This is a genomic window from Pseudoalteromonas amylolytica (assembly GCF_001854605.1).
GTDB lineage: Bacteria > Pseudomonadota > Gammaproteobacteria > Enterobacterales > Alteromonadaceae > Pseudoalteromonas > Pseudoalteromonas amylolytica.
On record NZ_MKJU01000006.1, the window covers coordinates 398,931 to 417,916 of the forward strand.

At 42.1% G+C, this 18,986-nt stretch carries 12 protein-coding genes; 9 read left to right on the plus strand and 3 right to left on the minus strand.

The window, feature by feature from the left end; translation table 11 throughout:
* Positions 1–309 precede the first annotated feature (309 nt).
* Positions 310–1,179 carry a M43 family zinc metalloprotease gene (locus tag BET10_RS03225; RefSeq protein WP_139158526.1) on the minus strand — a complete coding sequence of 290 codons (870 nt, stop codon included), beginning with the start codon at positions 1,177–1,179 and terminating at the stop codon, positions 310–312.
* 37 nt (positions 1,180–1,216) lie between these two features.
* Entirely contained in the window at positions 1,217–1,678 is a 462-nt protein-coding gene (locus BET10_RS03230; protein ID WP_070983375.1) for a hypothetical protein, read from the minus strand.
* A 413-nt stretch (positions 1,679–2,091) separates the two neighbouring features.
* Here BET10_RS03230 and BET10_RS03235 point away from each other — a divergent pair, with 413 nt between their 5' ends.
* Positions 2,092–4,269 (plus strand): winged helix-turn-helix domain-containing protein, encoded by a 2,178-nt coding sequence (locus tag BET10_RS03235; RefSeq protein WP_070983376.1) that lies wholly within the window; start codon positions 2,092–2,094, stop codon positions 4,267–4,269.
* 488 nt (positions 4,270–4,757) lie between these two features.
* On the opposite strand, the gene BET10_RS03240 is transcribed toward BET10_RS03235, so the two are convergent.
* A complete protein-coding gene (locus BET10_RS03240; protein ID WP_070983377.1) occupies positions 4,758–5,504 on the minus strand; it encodes an AraC family transcriptional regulator in 747 nt (248 codons plus the stop codon).
* Positions 5,505–5,724: 220 nt separating this feature from the next.
* On the opposite strand from BET10_RS03240, the gene BET10_RS03245 reads away from it, so the two are divergent.
* From BET10_RS03245 to BET10_RS03280, 8 genes are all read left to right on the plus strand, one after another.
* Positions 5,725–6,891: a Gfo/Idh/MocA family protein gene (locus BET10_RS03245; RefSeq protein ID WP_070983378.1), complete on the plus strand. Its 1,167-nt coding sequence runs from the start codon at positions 5,725–5,727 to the stop codon at positions 6,889–6,891.
* The gene (locus tag BET10_RS03250; RefSeq protein WP_070983379.1) at positions 6,884–7,951 is read left to right on the plus strand and encodes a sugar phosphate isomerase/epimerase family protein; all 1,068 of its coding nucleotides are present in this window, start codon (positions 6,884–6,886) and stop codon (positions 7,949–7,951) included. The genes BET10_RS03245 and BET10_RS03250 overlap by 8 nt, the downstream gene beginning before the upstream one ends.
* The gene (locus BET10_RS03255; protein WP_070983380.1) at positions 7,948–9,153 is read left to right on the plus strand and encodes an MFS transporter; all 1,206 of its coding nucleotides are present in this window, start codon (positions 7,948–7,950) and stop codon (positions 9,151–9,153) included. The genes BET10_RS03250 and BET10_RS03255 overlap by 4 nt, the downstream gene beginning before the upstream one ends.
* Positions 9,143–9,751: a gluconate 2-dehydrogenase subunit 3 family protein gene (locus BET10_RS03260; RefSeq protein WP_070983381.1), complete on the plus strand. Its 609-nt coding sequence runs from the start codon at positions 9,143–9,145 to the stop codon at positions 9,749–9,751. The genes BET10_RS03255 and BET10_RS03260 overlap by 11 nt, the downstream gene beginning before the upstream one ends.
* Before the next feature lie 9 nt (positions 9,752–9,760).
* Positions 9,761–11,473 (plus strand): GMC oxidoreductase, encoded by a 1,713-nt coding sequence (locus BET10_RS03265; protein ID WP_070983382.1) that lies wholly within the window; start codon positions 9,761–9,763, stop codon positions 11,471–11,473.
* Between the two features lie 20 nt (positions 11,474–11,493).
* On the plus strand, positions 11,494–12,426 hold the full coding sequence (locus BET10_RS03270) for a sugar phosphate isomerase/epimerase family protein (RefSeq protein ID WP_070983383.1): 933 nt from the start codon (positions 11,494–11,496) through the stop codon (positions 12,424–12,426).
* Between the two features lie 115 nt (positions 12,427–12,541).
* Positions 12,542–16,156 (plus strand): PKD domain-containing protein, encoded by a 3,615-nt coding sequence (locus tag BET10_RS03275; RefSeq protein ID WP_070983384.1) that lies wholly within the window; start codon positions 12,542–12,544, stop codon positions 16,154–16,156.
* Between the two features lie 126 nt (positions 16,157–16,282).
* The gene (locus tag BET10_RS03280) at positions 16,283–18,892 is read left to right on the plus strand and encodes a M9 family metallopeptidase (protein ID WP_240503628.1); all 2,610 of its coding nucleotides are present in this window, start codon (positions 16,283–16,285) and stop codon (positions 18,890–18,892) included.
* Positions 18,893–18,986 lie beyond the last annotated feature (94 nt).

Sequence of the window (18,986 nt, forward strand, 5' to 3'; positions counted from 1 at the left end):
AACCTCATAAAAATTAGGTTTATAATTTGCATATTCTTTTTTTGAATAATGTATGCAATTTTCAGTTTGCTTACATACAGGATTGTTTTGTCTCAAACGTTTCGTTGTCAAAAAGCCATTTATACCGATCGTGCTATGTCGACAGTGGAATGCGGTGGTGGTGTTAATACTCAAAAAATATATCTATCAGAAGAATGCGCATTGTTTAATGTGCCACATATGTCTTTATTTAGGGGCTTAGTGATCTAAGTGAAATGAGGGGGGAGCCTTGAATGGATCCCTTTCCAAGGCTCGGATGTTTAAATCACATTACTGTTTATCGCGCACATTATTATAAAGCGCCTGAAGAGGACCGTTTTGAATGTGTTGTCTCATCAGGTTTGCTTGGCTGATAGAAAACATACGCTTGTTTTCGTCAGCGACTTGGCTATCACGCATATAGTTGAATAATAAGCCTTTGTTAGTACATTCAGGGCTTGGTTGGATCACGCCGTCACAGGGTAAGTTGCGATGGCCGTTTTCTAGTCCTTGAACGATATGACCAATTAAGCCCAGATAATGACCCATGTTATGCGTCAGCGTTTTACCGAGTTTTGCATCAAAACTGCGATTAGAAAAATCTGAAAATTTGCGATGATCAATGGCTATCCCGGCAAGTGAGTTTGGCTCGCTAGTCGCAGTGAGCTGATAGGTAGCTTCTTGGTCTATGGTTGATGCTGGTTTTTCGCCAACCCATACATTAATCACTTTATTTGCATCCCACATTGATGATTTCATTGCTTGTTCAGTCAGCGCTTGATTAGCCGAAATACGATTGATACCTGTACTTGGTGCGCCATCAGGCGTATTTTTTGCTAAATAAAATGTGATGCCGGTATCAGCAATATACTGTCTGTGACTATCAGGAATAGCCTTGTTCACTGCTGAGTAAGCACCTATTAAAAAATCAAAGTCTGCGAGCAATTTCGAGCGTCTAAAATGCATGTTTAATAGCTCAACATGACTGCTAGCTTGAACATCGCTGATAGATACATTGTCGTTTTCAACTATATGCACCACAACGGGTAAACGAATAGGTTCGGCAAACTCGTCTAAAGTACTGAAGTTTGAAATAAATGTTGCTTCAATATGGCAAGGCGATTGCGCTGACATAACATGCCAGTTACCTCTATTGTCCATTGTGGCGCCGCAACCAGTAACCTTATCCAAAATATGATCAGATTGGGGGTTTTGCAATAATATCAAAACGACTACCTTGTTCTACACTTTGTGGTAGAGAAGGTAGGGAACCAAATCCTAAAACAGAGCTGGTAACAGGGATCATCATTTGTTCTTTTGCCATTACTTTAATCGAGCACGGTTTTTCAGGCGCTGTAACGTTAATTTTTCCGCTCTCTTGATTGTATGTCGCGTCACATCCACTGATGGACTCGAATTTATAGCCTTGAGTCAACGTTAAGCTGAATACTCCATTTTCCCCAGTTTTTAGGTTAAGTGCATTAGGCGTAATAGACATCGCTTGCTCGTCTACCTCTATTGAGATTTGTATGATAGACGGCGCGACACTTTTTATTGGCAGAGACTGCTGTGCGGCGCTTTCATTGTTTGATGAGCCGCCCGAGCATCCTAACGTCATTACGCTGAATACAGCGATTGGAACAAGACGCGTGATATTCATGATTATTTTCCTAATTAATAAAGGTGAGTAACAGTTGCGCTAAAGCTATCAACCTTGGCTAAATTGCAAACTAAATAGATCTGAGTTTTTCTTAATGAAATACGCAGTTTTATGAAAAATAAGCTTATTTATTGATTTTTCCGTATTGAGTATGAATATTTCATTTAGGAAATTGCATGAGTTGTGAGCGCTCATGAGGGAACAATTGGCAAACTTAGACATTATCTTTATGTGTGAGTTATATTAATGGCTGGTCTGAGTTCTGTTTGGTTTGTCGACGGATAGTGTAAGGGTGTAAAGAGTTGTGATATAAAGTTCGACTGGATTTTTGGTAATGATAGAGGGACCTACTATAACTATGCGAAACGTCTAATACGTGGCGCTAGTGTAAATTTTGACAAAAGGTACTTGGTGTGCAATTTAAAGTTGGAAAATGGGTTTTAAATGAAAAGCGATTTAGCATTCTCGAAGGGGAAAATGAAATCGAACTCAGTCCTGCCGCATTTAAACTACTTCAGCTATTAGTGTTAAAGTCTGATGAGGTTGTCTCTATTTCCGAAATTAAAAAGCAAGTTTGGAATACGGAATACACAACGGATAACCTTGTTTATCAGACGGTTCGTAATTTACGACTTGCGCTTGAAGGTGGTGAAGAGCAGGCTTACATTAAAACGGTCCCGCGATTTGGTTATCAATTGATTGTACAAGTTAGCCATATAGCTCATGGGTCTAATCAAGATAAATCACCAAGCACAGCCCCTCATGACATAGAAAAAACACCGCACAACAAAGTGTCAATTTATAAATTAATGCTTACTTTGATCATTACCAGCCTGATTGCGATATGCACTTATTTGTGGGTTCATTTCAAGCAAACACACTCACTGGTTTCGATCCAAGAAGGTGCAACTAATACGCCCCACCTTGTGGTGATCGACTCCGGTACACATAACAACGAAAAAAAACTAGTGGTACTTCACAATAAACTGGCTAGCGCACTCAACATCTCAGATGTGATTTCAGCACAAAATAATACTTTTTTAGAAACGGTGAATGACCTAGGTAGTCAGCCCAAATTGGTGATTAAGTACCTTCCTGAAAAAGATGCGGTATTGGCGCTTGTTATGATGGGACTACCTTCAAGACTTATTCACATTGAATATCAACCGCTGGTTAAATTTGACACACACAAAGTCCTTTCTAACATTGCGGGTCAATTTACCACTCCAATGCTTCGTCAGGGTAACTCGGGACTAGCCGAATTAGTGCGAGGGAGTAACGAGCTAAAGGCTTTAGCTGCATTATCAGAAAGTGAAAGTATCAAAAATGCGATTGTGAAATTGCGACTTGAAATTGACACGAGTAGTTTAAATGAGCAACAAACACGTGCAAAGCATGCCTTTATTAATACGTTGCTGGCGTTTTATCGAGTTGAATTTATTGAGGACAATAAACTCCAAGCTGGTGTAAACTACTTATTAGCACGGTATCATCAGAGTAATTATTCATTGATTGCGGCCGCTTTGTATTTGGCGAATAATGACAATGGACATATTGCTTTTCAATTGCTTGAAAAATTGGAACAAGACCACTTCCTGACTTTTATCCAAGGACTCCTGCACATTGAATTGGATGAAAATGACCGTGCTTTAAAGCACTTTGAGAAGGTGTTTAAGCACGAACCAGAGTTTGAAGACAATGCCTATTTTTATTTTCTAGAGCTGCTTTATAGCCCTCGTAATGAAGAATTACGCCAGTATCAAACTACGCTCCAAAGCTATCCATATCTTTCTACCAGTATAGATTTTGTTTTTGCGAATTGGTTCATGATGCAAGGTGACTTTGAACATGTTTTTACGCTGTTGAGTGAGCGACAAGCAGCAATGAGTTGCAATGATGATTTTGCTGGCGCCTTGGCGCTACTTAATGTAGTTCTAGGTAATTTTGAAGAAAGTGAATATTGGGCAGGCCAATTACCTGCTAGAGATTGGCGGCTGCCATGGTTAGCTTTCTCTAAACATGCCTATGAGAAAAACCTTACAACATACCCGCAGTGGTATCAATCCTATGCTCCAGACATACTAGGTGGCGACAGTTTGTTTGAAGCACTTTTCTTAAACGCCACGACTTATTTAGCGCTAGGTGACAAACAACAAGCGATGCCGTTTTATTCACAAATGGAGAAATCGCTATCTAGGTTCAGCCAAGAAGCGCTCTTGGATTTGGCCAATGTTGTCACGCAAGTACAAGTAGAGTCACTTTCAATGGATGAACGAGTACGACTATTGTCGCAGCATGAAAATGCTGCACTAGCCATGCCAATGGATGAAATTGCGCTAACCGATCTGGTACTAGCAAGTTTTTTTGTGCTCTATGGCGATATGAGCAGAGCGGAGCAGGCGATGATCCAAGGTTGTAATAAAAGTCCAGTTATGTGTCTAAGTTGGGGGGCATTCCCACTGCTTTCTCGAGTAGCGAACACTAACAATGTCGAACAAGCAAAATCGCAAGCAATGGCCAAAATGGTTGAGCTACAGCCTCGTATTAACTTACTTAATAAACAATTGCGCGGTGTATGTGAGGAAGACTAAGTGTCTGGTGTGTAGTTGAATAGTTTTAATTGGTATTTGAGCATCTAAATTTCTAAGAGATTAGTGCGTATTGATCTATAAAGTACGTTTTATAATCAACCCACATCAATAGCCATATGAGTGAAAAAACAAGGGTTACAACGCTCAGGTAATTCCTAGCCAATTTGTCATATCGAGTTGCTACGGCTTGATATTTCTTTATCTTCAAAAACGTATTCTCAACTAAGTGATTTAGGTGACAACATCATGGCTGAAACTATAAACGAGCTGCGCATAACTTACTTAAAAAAGCTAATAGTTGTGGGGGTTGCTATGTGATATACAAACAGTGGGGGATAAAAAATAAAAATTGTTAACGAAGGGGGGCGCTATTTCCTTATTCAGTATATTTTTAAGGCGTGCACTAAAGTTATCTATAACAATATTAGTTTGGAATAAGTTTAGAGCTATTTAAACTCTTGTCGCATGTTAAAGGACAGCGGAAAAGCCTATCTGGTTTTTCGCAGTAAGTTTTTTACGTCACTGGGGAGCTCATGAAAGTAATTATAAAATTGCCGACTGAAATAGCTATGATCAGAAAAACCGACTGACAAAGCGATTTGATAAACCGAATGATCTGTTTCAATCAGCATTTTGCGTGCATTTTCCAATCTGACTTGGTTGATGAACTGCAACGGAGTCATGTGCAAGTGCTTTTTGAAACGTCGCTCTAACGCACTCACGGACAAATGACTGATTTTAGCTAAGTCTGCCATTCTGATGGTCTGAGAAAAATGCTGCCTTATATAATCGACAGGCAGCCTGAGCGCTTGAATTTCCGGTAAGCTGCAAGTCTTGTCGCTAATTTTTTTGGACGTGCCATATGTGCCTATGATTTGCCCAGTTGATGCGTACAAAGGTCGTTTGGATGTAATAAACCAATAGATTTCACCATTTTCAGATTGATTAACTTCTAAGCGCTCAGTTACGTGTTCCCCTTTGAGCACCTTTTTATCATCGTTTATAAACTGACGAGCTATATGTTCAGACGAAAAAGCGAGGTCTGTCTGGCCTATTGCATCATGTAGTGTAGCTATACCATTGTGGTGCAAAAATGCTTGATTAGCATGAATGATCTGACCATTACAATTTTTCACCCAAAACATCACTCCAGGCATCAGATCGAACATAGACATTACTTCATCTAAGTTCACAGTTTCAAAAAAATTCGTCGCTTTGTGTTCATCAGACAACATTTATGCAAACTCAATAAAATGCGCGTGGTATTCTTTATACAATATGTAATTTTGCATGTCATTATTTTGAAAGTGTTTATTTGTAAGGGGATGGATTTTCTATAGTGAGAAGCTGATTTTGTTGCATATATGGCCGCATTATTCCTAGCTATGCTGTTTACTTTGTATTTACTATTGTTGCGATATAAGGAAAACGCGATGACTAATAGAAAGAGGCAGAATGAACAAAGTTAAAATGGGCATGGTAGGTGGAGGTCAAGGCGCTTTCATAGGGGCTGTACACAGAATGGCAGCTCAGCTAGACGGGCAAATAGAATTAGTATGTGGTGTATTTAGCAGTGAACCACAATGTTCATTTGAATATGGTCAACAATTAGGTCTGAATGAATCGCGTTGCTATCACCACTTTTCTCAAATGATAGAACAAGAGGCTCAACTTCCTGAAGATGAAAGAATGGAGTTTCTAGCGATTGTGACGCCTAATCACCTTCATTATTCAATGGCAAGTAAAGCGATTGAATATGGTTTTCATGTGATCTGTGACAAGCCCGCAACTATATCGTTGGCGCAAGTTCTGACACTTGCGCGTCAACTAGCGTCATCCAATGTGTTATATGCGTTGACTTATACCTATACAGGCTACCCGATGGTGAAAGAAGCCCGTCATCGTGTGCAAAGTGGAGAATTAGGCGACCTCCGTAAAATCATAGTCAGTTATCAGCAAGGGTGGTTAGCAGACAAAAATTCTGAACACCAAAAACAGGCTAAATGGCGATTGGATCCAGCTCAAGCAGGGCCGAGTTGTTGTATGGGGGATATTGGTGTTCACGCTGCAAATCTTGCCGAATACATAAGTGGTACAGAGATTACCCATGTCTGTTCAGATCTAACGAGCGCACATGATAATCGTGTGCTTGATGATGATGGCACAGTCTTAATGAAGTTTGGGGAGACATTAAAAGGTGTATTGCTCGCTAGTCAAGTTGCAACGGGGGAGGACAATAACCTGTCAATTTCAATCTATGGCGATAAAGCAAGCCTTCAATGGCAGCAGCAAACTCCAAATACACTCACTTTACATTTTCCTGACTCTTCTACACAAGTTATTAGAAGTGGTATCGCAAACAAGTCAAAACTTGCTATTGAGAGCATGCGTTTACCAGCTGGCCATCCTGAAGGATACATTGAAGCATTTGCAAATATTTACCGCAACTTTGCGGCACAAATTCGTGCCAAGAAAGAAAACCGTCAACTGAGTGAAAGCGCAATGGATGTACCTGGGATAGCTGAAGGGATCCGCGGCATGTTATTCATTGACAGTGTCGTTAAAGCAAGTAAATCCGCGCAAAAGTGGCATGAAGTAAAGGGAGAAAACTTACATGACTGAAATAAAAGGACCGAGCCTGTTCTTAGCACAGTTTATTGAAGATAAAGCACCCTTCAACTCATTAGAAGGATTTGCTAAATGGGCGTCTGGTTTAGGTTACAAAGCCTTACAGTTACCCACCCATATCCCAACTATTTTTGATTTGCACCAAGCTGCACATAGTCTTGATTATTGTATACAAGTACGCACATTACTTGCACGGTATGGGCTAGAAATCTCTGAACTGTCTACGCACATTCAAGGACAGCTCGTTGCTGTTGCACCATGTTATGTAGAGATGTTTGCCGGCTTTTATCCAAAATCGCTGGGTTGTGATCCGCAAGTTGTTTCAAATTGGGCAAGTGAGCAACTTTTGTTGGCTGCTCAGGCGAGTAAAAACTTACAGTTAACATCTCACGTAACCTTTTCGGGCGCATTGCTATGGCCAATGGTGTACCCTTGGCCGCAAAGACCTAAAGGCCTAATAGAACAAGGCTTTTCTGAATTAGCTAGGCGCTGGTTGCCAATACTTGATGCTTTTGATGATGTAAATGTTGACGTATGTTATGAGTTGCACCCAGCGGAAGATCTACATGATGGCGCAAGCTTTGATACGTTCCTAAGCGCTGTCGATTATCACCCTAGAGCCAACATCCTCTATGACCCTAGTCATTTGCTTTTGCAGCAAATAGATTATCTAGCTTTCATCGATATTTACCATGAGCGTATTAAAGCATTTCACGTTAAAGATGCTGAGTATTGCATGAATGGGCATAGCGGTGTTTATGGCGGCTATCTTGATTGGAAGGATAGAGCTGGTCGTTTTCGCTCATTAGGAGATGGACAAATTAACTTTACAGCTATCTTCAGTAAGCTGACGCAATATGGCTTTCGAGGATGGGCCGTACTTGAATGGGAGTGTTGCATTAAAGACCCACAAGTAGGCGCTATGCAAGGCGCTCAAATTATCAAAAACTTGATTATACCTCCGACAACAAAAGCGTTTGACGACTTTGCAAGCTCAATAAGCTGTGAAGAAACCAACAAGCGAATTTTAGGTCTAGTCGAGGGGGTCTTATGAATTTACATATTCAACGGTTGGCCTTTATTGCATCATGCGTCGCATTAACTGTAACTGCTATGACCTTTGCCGTGAGAGCAGGCATTCTTTCAAATCTCAATGAAACGTTACAACTAAGTGACGGACAACTAGGCTGGGTTAATGCAACCGCTTTTTTTGGTTTTCCGTTAGCGACAATAGTTGGTGGCGCCTTCTACGAAAAACTAGGGGCAAGACGCCTATTAATTATCGCCTTTTTCGGTCATGTAGTAGGCCTGCTATTGACTGCAACGGCAACTGGTTTTCTTAGCTTGCTTTTAGCCACCTTCTTAATCGGTTTAGCCAATGGTGCAGTGGAAGCTGGATGTAACCCGTTGATAACTAGTTTATTCCCATCAAATAAAACCACGATGTTAAATCGCTTCCATGTATGGTTTCCCGCTGGGATTGTGGTTGGTTCGCTCTTGTGTTTGAGCATGGAAGAACTAAGCATTGGTTGGCGTACTCAGGTTGCGCTATTACTTGTCCCTACATCAATATATGGCATTTTTCTGGTACTCCTACCAAAAAACGTTGGAAAGACATCAGAGCAACCTCTCCATCACGCGAGCGCCTATCGAGCCATGCTGTCACCAATGTATCTTTTCGCATTGCTGTGTATGACACTCACGGCAAGTACTGAGTTGTTAACACAGCAATGGATAGAGCGAATACTTACTGACACAGGTGCCTCTGCAATGGCTATATTGGCGCTTATTACAGGAACAATGGCCGTAGGTCGTTACTTTGCTGGGCCGCTTGTTAAAACACTTAATCCTATTGGTGTCCTTTTGCTTAGTGCGTGCTTTGCATACATGGGACTAACATTTATGCGCTTTGCAGACGGATCACAGGTTTATTACGCCGCTATCATTTTTGCGTTAGGCGTAACGTATTTTTGGCCGACCATGCTTGGATTTGTAGCGGAAACGCTACCATCTACGCGTGCCCTAGGTTTGGGGGGGATGGGGGCTGCTGGCATGCTAGCTGTTGGTATCTGGAACCCAATTATTGGCGCATTTATTGAAGCTAAAAATAAAAGCAGTTCAAGCTCGGTGGCCGAAACATTAGAGGTGCTCAGTTATTTTCCGTTGTGCTTAATTGTCGCCTTTGGTGGGGTATTTCTGATCAGATTTGTTGTCTCAAAGCGAGCTACGCAGAAGGAAGTTATCAATGATGCTTGAGCAACATGACCAATCTAAGCGCCGCTTCTTACAAGGCTTACTTGCCAGCCTTGGTGCAGGTATCACAACAGGTTTGATGAGTGAAAAAGCCATAGCAGCAGCGCTTACCTATCATTCTCACGCAAGTAAAGCGCCTTATCAGAATCAGGTGCTCAATAAAGGGCAGCTGAAATTGTTAAAAGTAGTGTGTAATACCGTTATACCAACTACTGACACGCCGGGTGCTGGTGATATCGATGTCCACTACTTTATTGATAATCAGCTACAACATTGCTATGACGTGCAGACGCACGTGCGGATGCGAACCACCGTGAACTTAATCGCACAAATGAGCCAAACCTTTCACAACCGTACATTTGAGCATTTACAAAGCCCACAACAAATAGCGCTCTTAACATCGCTTGATACAGGGTTAAAACCTTTTTCAAAAACACAACAGGCATGCTTTAAACAGCTAAAAGCATTGATCTGCTTTGGTTACTACACATCTGAAATTGGTGCCAGTGAAGAATTGGTTTATCAAGCGTATCCGGGTGGATTTGAGGGTGACATAACCTATAGCGGTCAACGCAACTACGGCTCTTTGGCTTATTATTGAGAAAACAGCATGTATATAAAAGAATCAAAACAAAAGTATGATGCCATCGTGATTGGTTCAGGGATAACAGGAGGCTGGGCTGCAAAAGAGTTTTGCGAGAAGGGATTTAAAACGCTACTCATTGAGCGCGGAAGAATCGTGGAGCATCGAAAAGATTACATCGGTGAAGGCAAACCGCCTTGGGTGCAACCATTACGAAGTAAGGTGTCATTATCAGACGTTGAGCAGCAATACCGTATCCAAAAAAACTGTTATGCGTTTAATGACAGCACCAAGCATTTTTTTGGTAACGACCAAGATCTGCCCTATGTAACAGCAAACGATACTGACTTTTGGTGGATCCGTGCCAATCAACTTGGTGGTAAGTCGCTCCTTTGGCATCGCTTTTGTTATCGTTGGAGCGACTTCGATTTTAACGCAAACCGCCTTGATGGCTTTGGCAACGATTGGCCGATTCGCTACAAAGATTTGCAGCGATGGTATCAATATGTGGAGCGTCACGTTGGTATTTGTGGTCAAAAAGAGGGATTAGTACAGCTACCAGATAGCGAGTTTTTACCGCCTTTTGACATGACTGCACCTGAGTTGGAGATCAAAAAAAAGCTGGAAAAAATGTTTCCCGATCGCAAGCTAATTCACGGTCGACAAGCCCACCTCACAAAGCCATCCGCTCTTCACTTAAAGCAAGGGCGCGGCCAGTGCCAAGCTAGAAATGAATGCCAAAAAGGGTGCTCTTTTGGTGCTTATTTTTCAACCCAAAGTTCCACTTTACCTGATGCTGCTAAGACTGGGTTATTACAAATTGCACCTAATAGTGTGGTTGAAAGTTTGATTTTTGATCCTGCAAGTAACCGCGTGAAAGGCGTACGTGTTATCGATAATGAAGACTTAAGCGAACGTGAATATTTTGCAAATGTTGTATTTTTATGTGCATCGACGCTTGGTTCTACTCAAATTTTGTTAAATTCCAAAAATAAAGCATTTCCCAATGGCCTTGCTAATCGCTCTGGTGTGCTTGGTCATTACTTGATGGATCATAACTATAACGCTTGGGCAAATGCCGACATACCGGGGTTCGAAGATGCTTTTTACTCTGGCCGAAGACCCGGCGGGCTGTACATACCTAACTTTTACTTTAAACCAGATCCAAAACGACCATTTCTACGCGGCTATGGTATGTCGGCGGGTACATACAGAGAAGGGTGGACGTCAATACAACATCAAGATGGTATCGGATTAGCATTTAAGCAACGGTTACAAATGCCAGGAAAGTGGCGGTTTTGGCTTGGAGCACAAGGTGAAATGTTGCCTAGGTTTGAAAACTGCGTACAGCTTCACACGAGCAAAAAAGATAAGTGGGGTATTCCGTTACTAGAAATTAACTGCCGCTTTTCAGATAACGAGCAGCGCATGATGGAAGATGCGGCCGAGCAGGGATATCGAATGCTCGAAAAAATTGGCCTAGAAAACGTTAAATCGGGCCTACACAACAAACCCCCCGGTTCTGGGATCCATGAGCTTGGCACAGCAAGAATGGGGCGAGATCCGAAAGAATCGGTGCTTAATGGCTACAACCAGTGCCACGATATTCCAAACCTATTTGTTACTGATGGCTCAAGTTTTTGCTCATCAGCAGTACAAAACCCAAGCTTGACCTTTATGGCAATGACGGTACGAGCGGTCAACTATGCGGTTAAAGAAGTTGCTGCAAGAAGAATTTAAAATAAAAAAGGAAACGAAACATGTCTATTTTTTCACGCTTAACCCTGTTCTTGGTATGTGTAGGGTTGTTGAGCGCTTACAGTGCTTTTTCAAGCTCGTATTTAGATTCGAAGGGAAAGAAAGCGATTGAGCCTGAAAATATTCCACCAGTCAGCATCCAGCTTTGGTCTGTAAATGAAACACTTAAAAAAGATTTTGCAGGCACATTAAAGGCTATCTCTAAAATGGGCTTTGAAGCCGTAGAATTTGCTGGGCATTTTGGACCTTATGGTGAGGACCCACAAGGTTTAAAGAAATTTTTAGACAGCTTGCACCTCAAAGTCAGTGGCGCACATGTCAAAATGCGCGATCTTACAGATGATAAGTTTTTAAATACTGTACGCTTTTATCAGCAACTAGGTACCCCTATGTTGATAGTTCCTAGCGATAAGCGCGCGGAACACGCTGATACCATTGATGCTTTTGTTGCACAAGTAAACAAGGTCGCTGCAAAAATGCGAGATACAGGTATGGGCTTTGGCTTTCACAATCATGACCGTGAGCTTGTTCAATATCAGAACAGTACCTTCTGGGACTACATTGCCACTCATACAGCCGATGATTTTATTTTGCAATTGGATGTGGGATGGACCGTATATGCAGGTAAAGACCCTGTGGCTTACATCAACCGCTACCCCAATCGAACCCTTACAACACACTTAAAAGCCAAATTCCCATCTAACACGAAAGGCAAAAAACCACTAATCGGTCAGGACATCACAAACTGGGCATCCGTTATCCGTGCCTGTGTGATAAACGGCGGGACCCAATGGTTAGTGCTTGAGCAAGAAGAATACCCTGATGGGTTAAGTCAGCTTGAAGCTGTAGAAAAATCAAAGCAAGGGTTAGATGCAGTAATCAGACAAATAACAGCGGTTAAGGCTACGCACTTGAGTTTATCTTCCGCTCAGTGAGCCGTTAATTCGAACCACAAAAACAGTAAAACGAAAGGCATTTAATTTGGATAAAAAATACAAGGCTTGATTGCAAGCCAACCCAAATACTTACCATCAACAAGGATACAACAACATGAAACTTACTACTTTAGCACTGTGTACGCTCAGCGTTTGCAGTGTGCACTTGGCTGCGCAAGAAAGTGTAAAGCCAGCATTAATAAAACATAAGAGCACAGTTCACAGGCATGCTCTCGATGATACGCTAACGCCAAGCTGTGGCGCTGAGAAAAACGGCCAAAATTGGGCGAAACTGCAATCTCAAGCAAAGCGCTCGCAGGGTCAAATACCACGTATTATGCGCTCAGCTACATACGATAAAAGTGTATTTGACGAACTTCAGCAAGACAGCATTGCAGTCGATGGCAGATACTATATTCCTGTCGTATTTCATGTCTATGGTGATGCTTACAATTGCACCGATGAGAGCGCGAAATGCCTAACCGATGAAAAAATACAAGACGCACTGACCAAGCTCAATAATGATTTTCAGGGGTTATCTGTTGATTCTCCAGCCATAGCTCCGCAGTTTGAGGCAATTCGAGAAAACCTGAACATCGAATTCGTTCTGGCACGTAAAGACCCAAGCGGTAATCAAACCAATGGCATTGTTCGCTATAACCACGATCAAACAGGTTATGGTAATCATGATGACCAAACCCTTGCAAAAATTAAAGCTGATGCTTGGAATAACTATCGTTACATGAATGTGTACCTCATGCATGATTTGTATGATGATGGTAAAGAAACCAACTCAGGTGTCGCATGGTATCCAGAGTTGGCAATGACACAGCAAGGTACAGCACGAGTGGTCTACAACGGCCATTACGTAGGGAATAACACCAGTGAAAATTTTCGCTCTGTTCTGACTCATGAATTTGGTCACTGGCTAAACCTGATTCACACATTTGAAACCAAACAGTGTTCAATCACTAACGAGGCTTTTTGTGGTTCAACAGGTGATAGAAGCTGTGATACACCACAAATGTCTATGCCAGGTGACATGCAAAATAATGCACCTAATTGCCTAGGCCAGCAGACTAACACAGAAAACTTTATGCACTATTCGGACAATTATGCCATGTTTACTCAGGTACAGGTTGAGCGAATGACAGCAGCGTTACACAATCCGGCTCGCAGTACATTGTGGTCAAATGAAAACTTGGTGGCTACGGGGTTGTCGCAGTATGTGAGTGATAGCCCTAGACCGTGGGATGGTGCATCTGGTCTTGATGTTGAACCGCAAGGTACTACTATTGCAAGCTTCGATATTCCATTTGCCGAAAAATCAGTGGTGGATACATTTGAAATTAACCTGCCAAATACTGCTCGTAATGTCATGTTTTATCTCAATGGTCACACTGAAGACCCTGATTTGTATGTGTCAAAAGGACAAGCTCCAACGCCTCCGACAGGCGATTCTGAACAGTGGATTGCTGATTTAATCTCTTTCAATAGTGCTGGCAGCAGTGAAGCAGTCACTGTTGATACGCCCGATGTCACGGTACCTTACTTTGCTTCGGTGCATGCATTTAGCGCCTACAGTAATGCAACGCTGAGCGTGCTTCAAGGCACAGACCCATATCTTGAACCAGGAGAGCAGCGTTATACATTATTTAAACTCGATGATTTATGGGCCAACAAAAAAAATGCGTCTTGGCCGGATCGCCTCGGGAAAACTTATGACTTCCAATTTAGCGTGCCAGACAACGCGTCTCGTGTTGTTGTGGTTGTTCCTGGTGGCTATCAAGGTCCAAAAATGGCAGATGGCTCTATTAAAAGAAATGGAGACTTAGATCTCTATGTTGCCAAGGGACGCACTGTAACGAAGGATGATTTTGACTGCCGCCCATTTACTTGGAAAGGGATATCAGAATACTGTGAATTTCAAGGCGGTGGTGACTTCGAGGTGATCATAGACCCATTTGAAACTTATACGAATGCATCCATTCACGTGTACTATGAAATAGCGGACTCAGGTAATCAGCCTCCTTTTGCGAATATTAACGGACAGAATAAATATGAAGCAGTAGGTCATGCACTTCAATTGACGAGTTTTGGGTCAAATGACCCTGATGGCGAAGTCATGTCTTATCTATGGGACTTTGGTGACGGCACACAAGCTTCTACTGCAAACCCCATTCATACTTATTCAGAGGTAGGCACTTACAACATTTCGCTTACTGTGACCGACAATACAGGCTGGAGCACAACAGCGCACGCGCAAGCTTTTATTACACAAAACTCTCCTAATGATGCGCCTTTATGTAACGAGTGTGAACGCGTGTATTTAACAGATGAGCTTAATTTAAATGCCAAAGCAAATGGTCAGCTTTATAGTTACGAGTTCGCTGTACCTGAAGCTGCGTCTAAAGTGACTTTTGAATTGGTAGAAAGGTATAACGGCGACCCTGATATGCACGTTAGTCTAAATCAAGCTGTTTCAAAATCACAATACGACTGTCGTCCATGGGAAGCACCTAGTCAAACTGAACTATGTCAGTTTGAGCAAGGGGGTATATTCAATGTCATGATTGACCCATTCAAAGATTACGACTCTCTGCGCTTTAAAGCCTATTATGATATTCACCGTGATGCAGACCGCTCAGAGCCCAATCGGTTACCTATCGCAGATGCAGGCGGTAACAAAACAGTAAGAGCTGGCAGCGATATACAGCTAGATGGGGGCAACTCTAATGATACAGACGGCACAATTGTAGAATATGAATGGGATTTTGGTCATGGCGTCACTGCCACAGGGGAGCAGTTATCGTATCGTTTTGAGCGTTCGGGCAGTTATCCAATCCGTTTAACTGTGACCGACAACAAAGGTGCAAAAGCAAGTGTTCAAATAATCATTCGTGTACTCCCAATAGGCGATTATGACGAAGATGGTAACGTTGATATTGATGATATAGAGGCGCTTAGAGCAGCTATTGACGCTAACTTACCTCTGGATAGTTCATTCGATATCAATGGAGATGGCATAATAAATAGTCACGACGTTGAACAATTACACACTTTGTGTAGCTTTGCCGACTGTTCAAATATTCCACCCGCCCCAAAACCACCCATTGCCATCGCGTCAGCTTCTAAAGCAGACATTCAAATTAGCGAAACTGTGGATTTTAGTAGCACAGGCTCAGACGATGAGTTTGGACAGATAGTCGCCTATCACTGGGATTTTGGCGATAGTACACAAAGCACTTTCGCCAACCCAAGCCATAGCTATACAGCTGCTGGTGTGTATCAAGTGACATTAACAGTGACTGACAATGACAACATGACTGCAACTACGAGCGTTACAGTGAATGTGAACCATGCCCCGCTAACTGATGCCTGTACCCAACCGAGCGATGGTGAAATCCGACGTCTAACACCAAGCAAAGCGCATTGTGTTAACAGCACTCGTGGATATTCATTTGCAGAGATGGACCGAGGGCATCAAAACGTTGCCATTACACTTATCAATGCACCCAGTGACACCAAGGTTTATTTGGGCGATGGGCATTGGCCTAAAGCGGATGGTAGCGACCACGATGCGGTTTCCATAACACAGGGTAACCAAGCATGTTTGTTTTATAAAATCACTGAACAGTCGCGCTATTGGGGTTATTTGAAGATGTCTGGAAACCCTATCGGCGCAACAATCGTAGTCGACTACGACGTAGCTGGTTGTCGTCCACACTAGAGCGCTACAAAGACCCCAATGAAACTTGGGGTCTTTGCTTACTTCATTTGAGCGCTTAAAAGACACATACGAGTGCTCAGTACCTAATCAATTCACTGAGACAACAACATGTATAAAATAATTAAGATGACAACTCTTGTCATCGCATTGAGCTCATCAGCAAGCTGGGCGAAAGATGAACGAGAAACAGGAACATTTATTACGCACAATGATGTGGCTCATATTCACGCTAGCACAAGTTATGTGCCAGATGTAATGCATAGTGATAAACAAACCGTTCTGAAAATGAACTTACCAACACAAAGCAATATTACTCAAAAGAGCGCATTTGAGACTTCAGCTGATGTATCAACATGCCCTGATACCGTATTTAGCCACCTTAGCGGCTTAGTATTTTTACAAGCGATCAGAGAGTATGGCAGCGTGTGTATTGATAAGCTATTTAACGATAAGCCACTGACGCAAGTATTGGGTGCATATAATGATGCGAACTTTTCAACAGTGATAACTGAACTAAATGAGCGCCTTCAAAGTTATAATGGAACAACGGATGTTAGCTATTTGAGCGATTTATTTTATTGGTTAAAAGCCTACGCCTATTACGACTATCGACGATTCGTTAATCCAACAACACAGCAAGCGATGGTGGGCGCTATCAACACGTTTTTCGCTAATGAACACTTCTTTGACAAAACACAAAGCAATGCGAAGTTAGTTCGTAGTGCGACAGGTATCATAAAGAATGCGCAAATAGGTGAGTATTTAGTGCCTTTAACACTCGGTTTATTGTCAAAGTACAATGAGTCTTACGAATCTATTAACGACTGGGGACGTGCCGCAACGCCACTGTTTTGGCAAGTACTAAAAAGCTGTGCAAGTGACTCAGCATGTCGCTCGCAGCAACATAACCCGACTTTGGTCAATGCAATCATCAACTTTATTGATCGTAACCTTAACTGGCTGGCGAAATCAAAGAATGACTACCACTTATTCAACCTCGGTTACCAGTTGGTTAACTTTTACCGAGGTAGCAAGGATGCACATTTTAGTACAATAGAGCCACTCTTAAAAACGTATATCAATAAGGTGTTTACAAATTATGGCCCCCTTAGAGACGATAAAGAAAGAACACTCTATTTGGCCGTATTAGAAAGTGTAAATTACCAAAGGCAATGTTTAGCATTCAATGTCTGTGCTAAACAAGCGCAAATAATAGAGCAGGTGTTGAGTAATCGTAAAACTTGTTCTTCAGGCACCTTGTTTATTTGGGCGCAAGACATGAATCAAGAGCAACTTGACTGGGCCTGTAATTCGCTAAAAGCTCATGAAGACCATTTCCACGAGCAGTTAGTAACCAATCGTATACCAGTTACACCGGATGATAACGACAAGCTTAAAATGGTCATTTTTAATGATAAAAAAGAGTGGGTGACATATGGTGGAGTACTATTCAATGTCAATACCAATAACGGTGGGACTTACCGAGAAGGAGATCCTAGCAAGGCGGGTGACCAAGCAACATTTTATGCCTATGAACATGTGTCTGAGCGCCCCGTATTTGATATTTGGAATTTACGTCATGAATATATACATTACTTAGAAGGACGATTCATTTCAAAGGGGGACTTTAGTGATAGCGATGGTGCTGGACGAACGGTGTGGTTTGGTGAAGGTGTGGCGGAATATATGTCACTGCGAAATTGTAACGATGGTGCAATAGCACAAGCTAAAACTGCGCCATACGCGCTAAGTACAATATTCAACAATGAATATGGTGTGGGACAAACGCGAATTTACGATTGGGGGTATTTATCAAACCGCTTTATGTTTGAACGCCAGCAGTCATCTTACTTTGAGATGCTTGAACTGTTTAAGCAGGGGAAATTTCAAGAATACCGTACAAACTTGGTTGATAAATGGATATCAAATAAAACCTTCGATAATGAGTTTAATTCATGGCTAAACACTGTTGAGTCAAAAGGGTGTAGTATTGATAGTACGCGTCCGGAGTCGCCTGTAGAACCAATAGATATTGATGAGCTTCAAGGAAGTGACATGATTGGAGTTAATGCATGTGATATTGACGATTCATCAATTGACACCTCCAATTTAAAAGCAGGCTATGCAAGGTGCATCGACCATCTATCTGCGCACGAGCAAGTTGAGTTTGCATTATATGTAGACCGCAGGATTCAAGGGGCATCACTAGAAATAAGTCTGCGGCACGGGCAAGGTAATGCTGATGTGTACCACGAATTTAATCGAAATGGCCATTTTACAAAGTCACAAGGGCCAACTAATGAGGAAACGCTGGTTATAGAGGATGTTCAATCAGGTTGGCACTTTATTAGTTTGAAAGCAAACAATGATGTGCAAAATACCACTTTATTAGCGCGCTACATCAAGAGTGTACCGTCTAATGTTCGTGTATTAGAGAATGGCGAATCTGTGCCTGTAGCGATTGCTGATGGCGGTCAACTTATGTTTGCCATGAATGTGCCAGCAGGTGCCAGCAACTTAAGTTTTAGCACAGTTGGAGGTACAGGGGAGCTTGATATGCATGTTAAGTTTGGCAGTGAGCCGACCAAAAAGGATTACGAGTGCCGTCCTTGGAAGCGAGGTAACAAAGAGACGTGTACTTTTGATAATTCACAGGTGGGAACGTATTACATTATGTTGTCTGCTGATCCTCAGTTCTCAGGCGCGACACTGATTGGCCGTTTCGATGAGCAGTAGGAGCTCTAAATCGATAGAAGATAAATGCATGTAGTAAACGCTTTTATCTTCTATAACGTTGCGAACTCATGAAACTTAAAACAGTTTAAAAGCT

What these genes read in the sequence shown, in the direction of transcription:
- BET10_RS03250 (WP_070983379.1), top strand. Translation starts at nt 6,884, where the DNA reads ATGACTGAAATAAAAGGACCGAGCCTGTTCTTAGCACAGTTTATTGAA.
- BET10_RS03255 (WP_070983380.1), top strand. Translation starts at nt 7,948, where the DNA reads ATGAATTTACATATTCAACGGTTGGCCTTTATTGCATCATGCGTCGCA.
- BET10_RS03280 (WP_240503628.1), top strand. Translation starts at nt 16,283, where the DNA reads ATGACAACTCTTGTCATCGCATTGAGCTCATCAGCAAGCTGGGCGAAA.
- BET10_RS03260 (WP_070983381.1), top strand. Translation starts at nt 9,143, where the DNA reads ATGATGCTTGAGCAACATGACCAATCTAAGCGCCGCTTCTTACAAGGC.
- BET10_RS03230 (WP_070983375.1), bottom strand. Translation starts at nt 1,678, where the DNA reads ATGAATATCACGCGTCTTGTTCCAATCGCTGTATTCAGCGTAATGACG.
- BET10_RS03245 (WP_070983378.1), top strand. Translation starts at nt 5,725, where the DNA reads ATGAACAAAGTTAAAATGGGCATGGTAGGTGGAGGTCAAGGCGCTTTC.
- BET10_RS03275 (WP_070983384.1), top strand. Translation starts at nt 12,542, where the DNA reads ATGAAACTTACTACTTTAGCACTGTGTACGCTCAGCGTTTGCAGTGTG.
- BET10_RS03240 (WP_070983377.1), bottom strand. Translation starts at nt 5,504, where the DNA reads ATGTTGTCTGATGAACACAAAGCGACGAATTTTTTTGAAACTGTGAAC.
- BET10_RS03225 (WP_139158526.1), bottom strand. Translation starts at nt 1,179, where the DNA reads ATGGACAATAGAGGTAACTGGCATGTTATGTCAGCGCAATCGCCTTGC.
- BET10_RS03265 (WP_070983382.1), top strand. Translation starts at nt 9,761, where the DNA reads ATGTATATAAAAGAATCAAAACAAAAGTATGATGCCATCGTGATTGGT.
- BET10_RS03270 (WP_070983383.1), top strand. Translation starts at nt 11,494, where the DNA reads ATGTCTATTTTTTCACGCTTAACCCTGTTCTTGGTATGTGTAGGGTTG.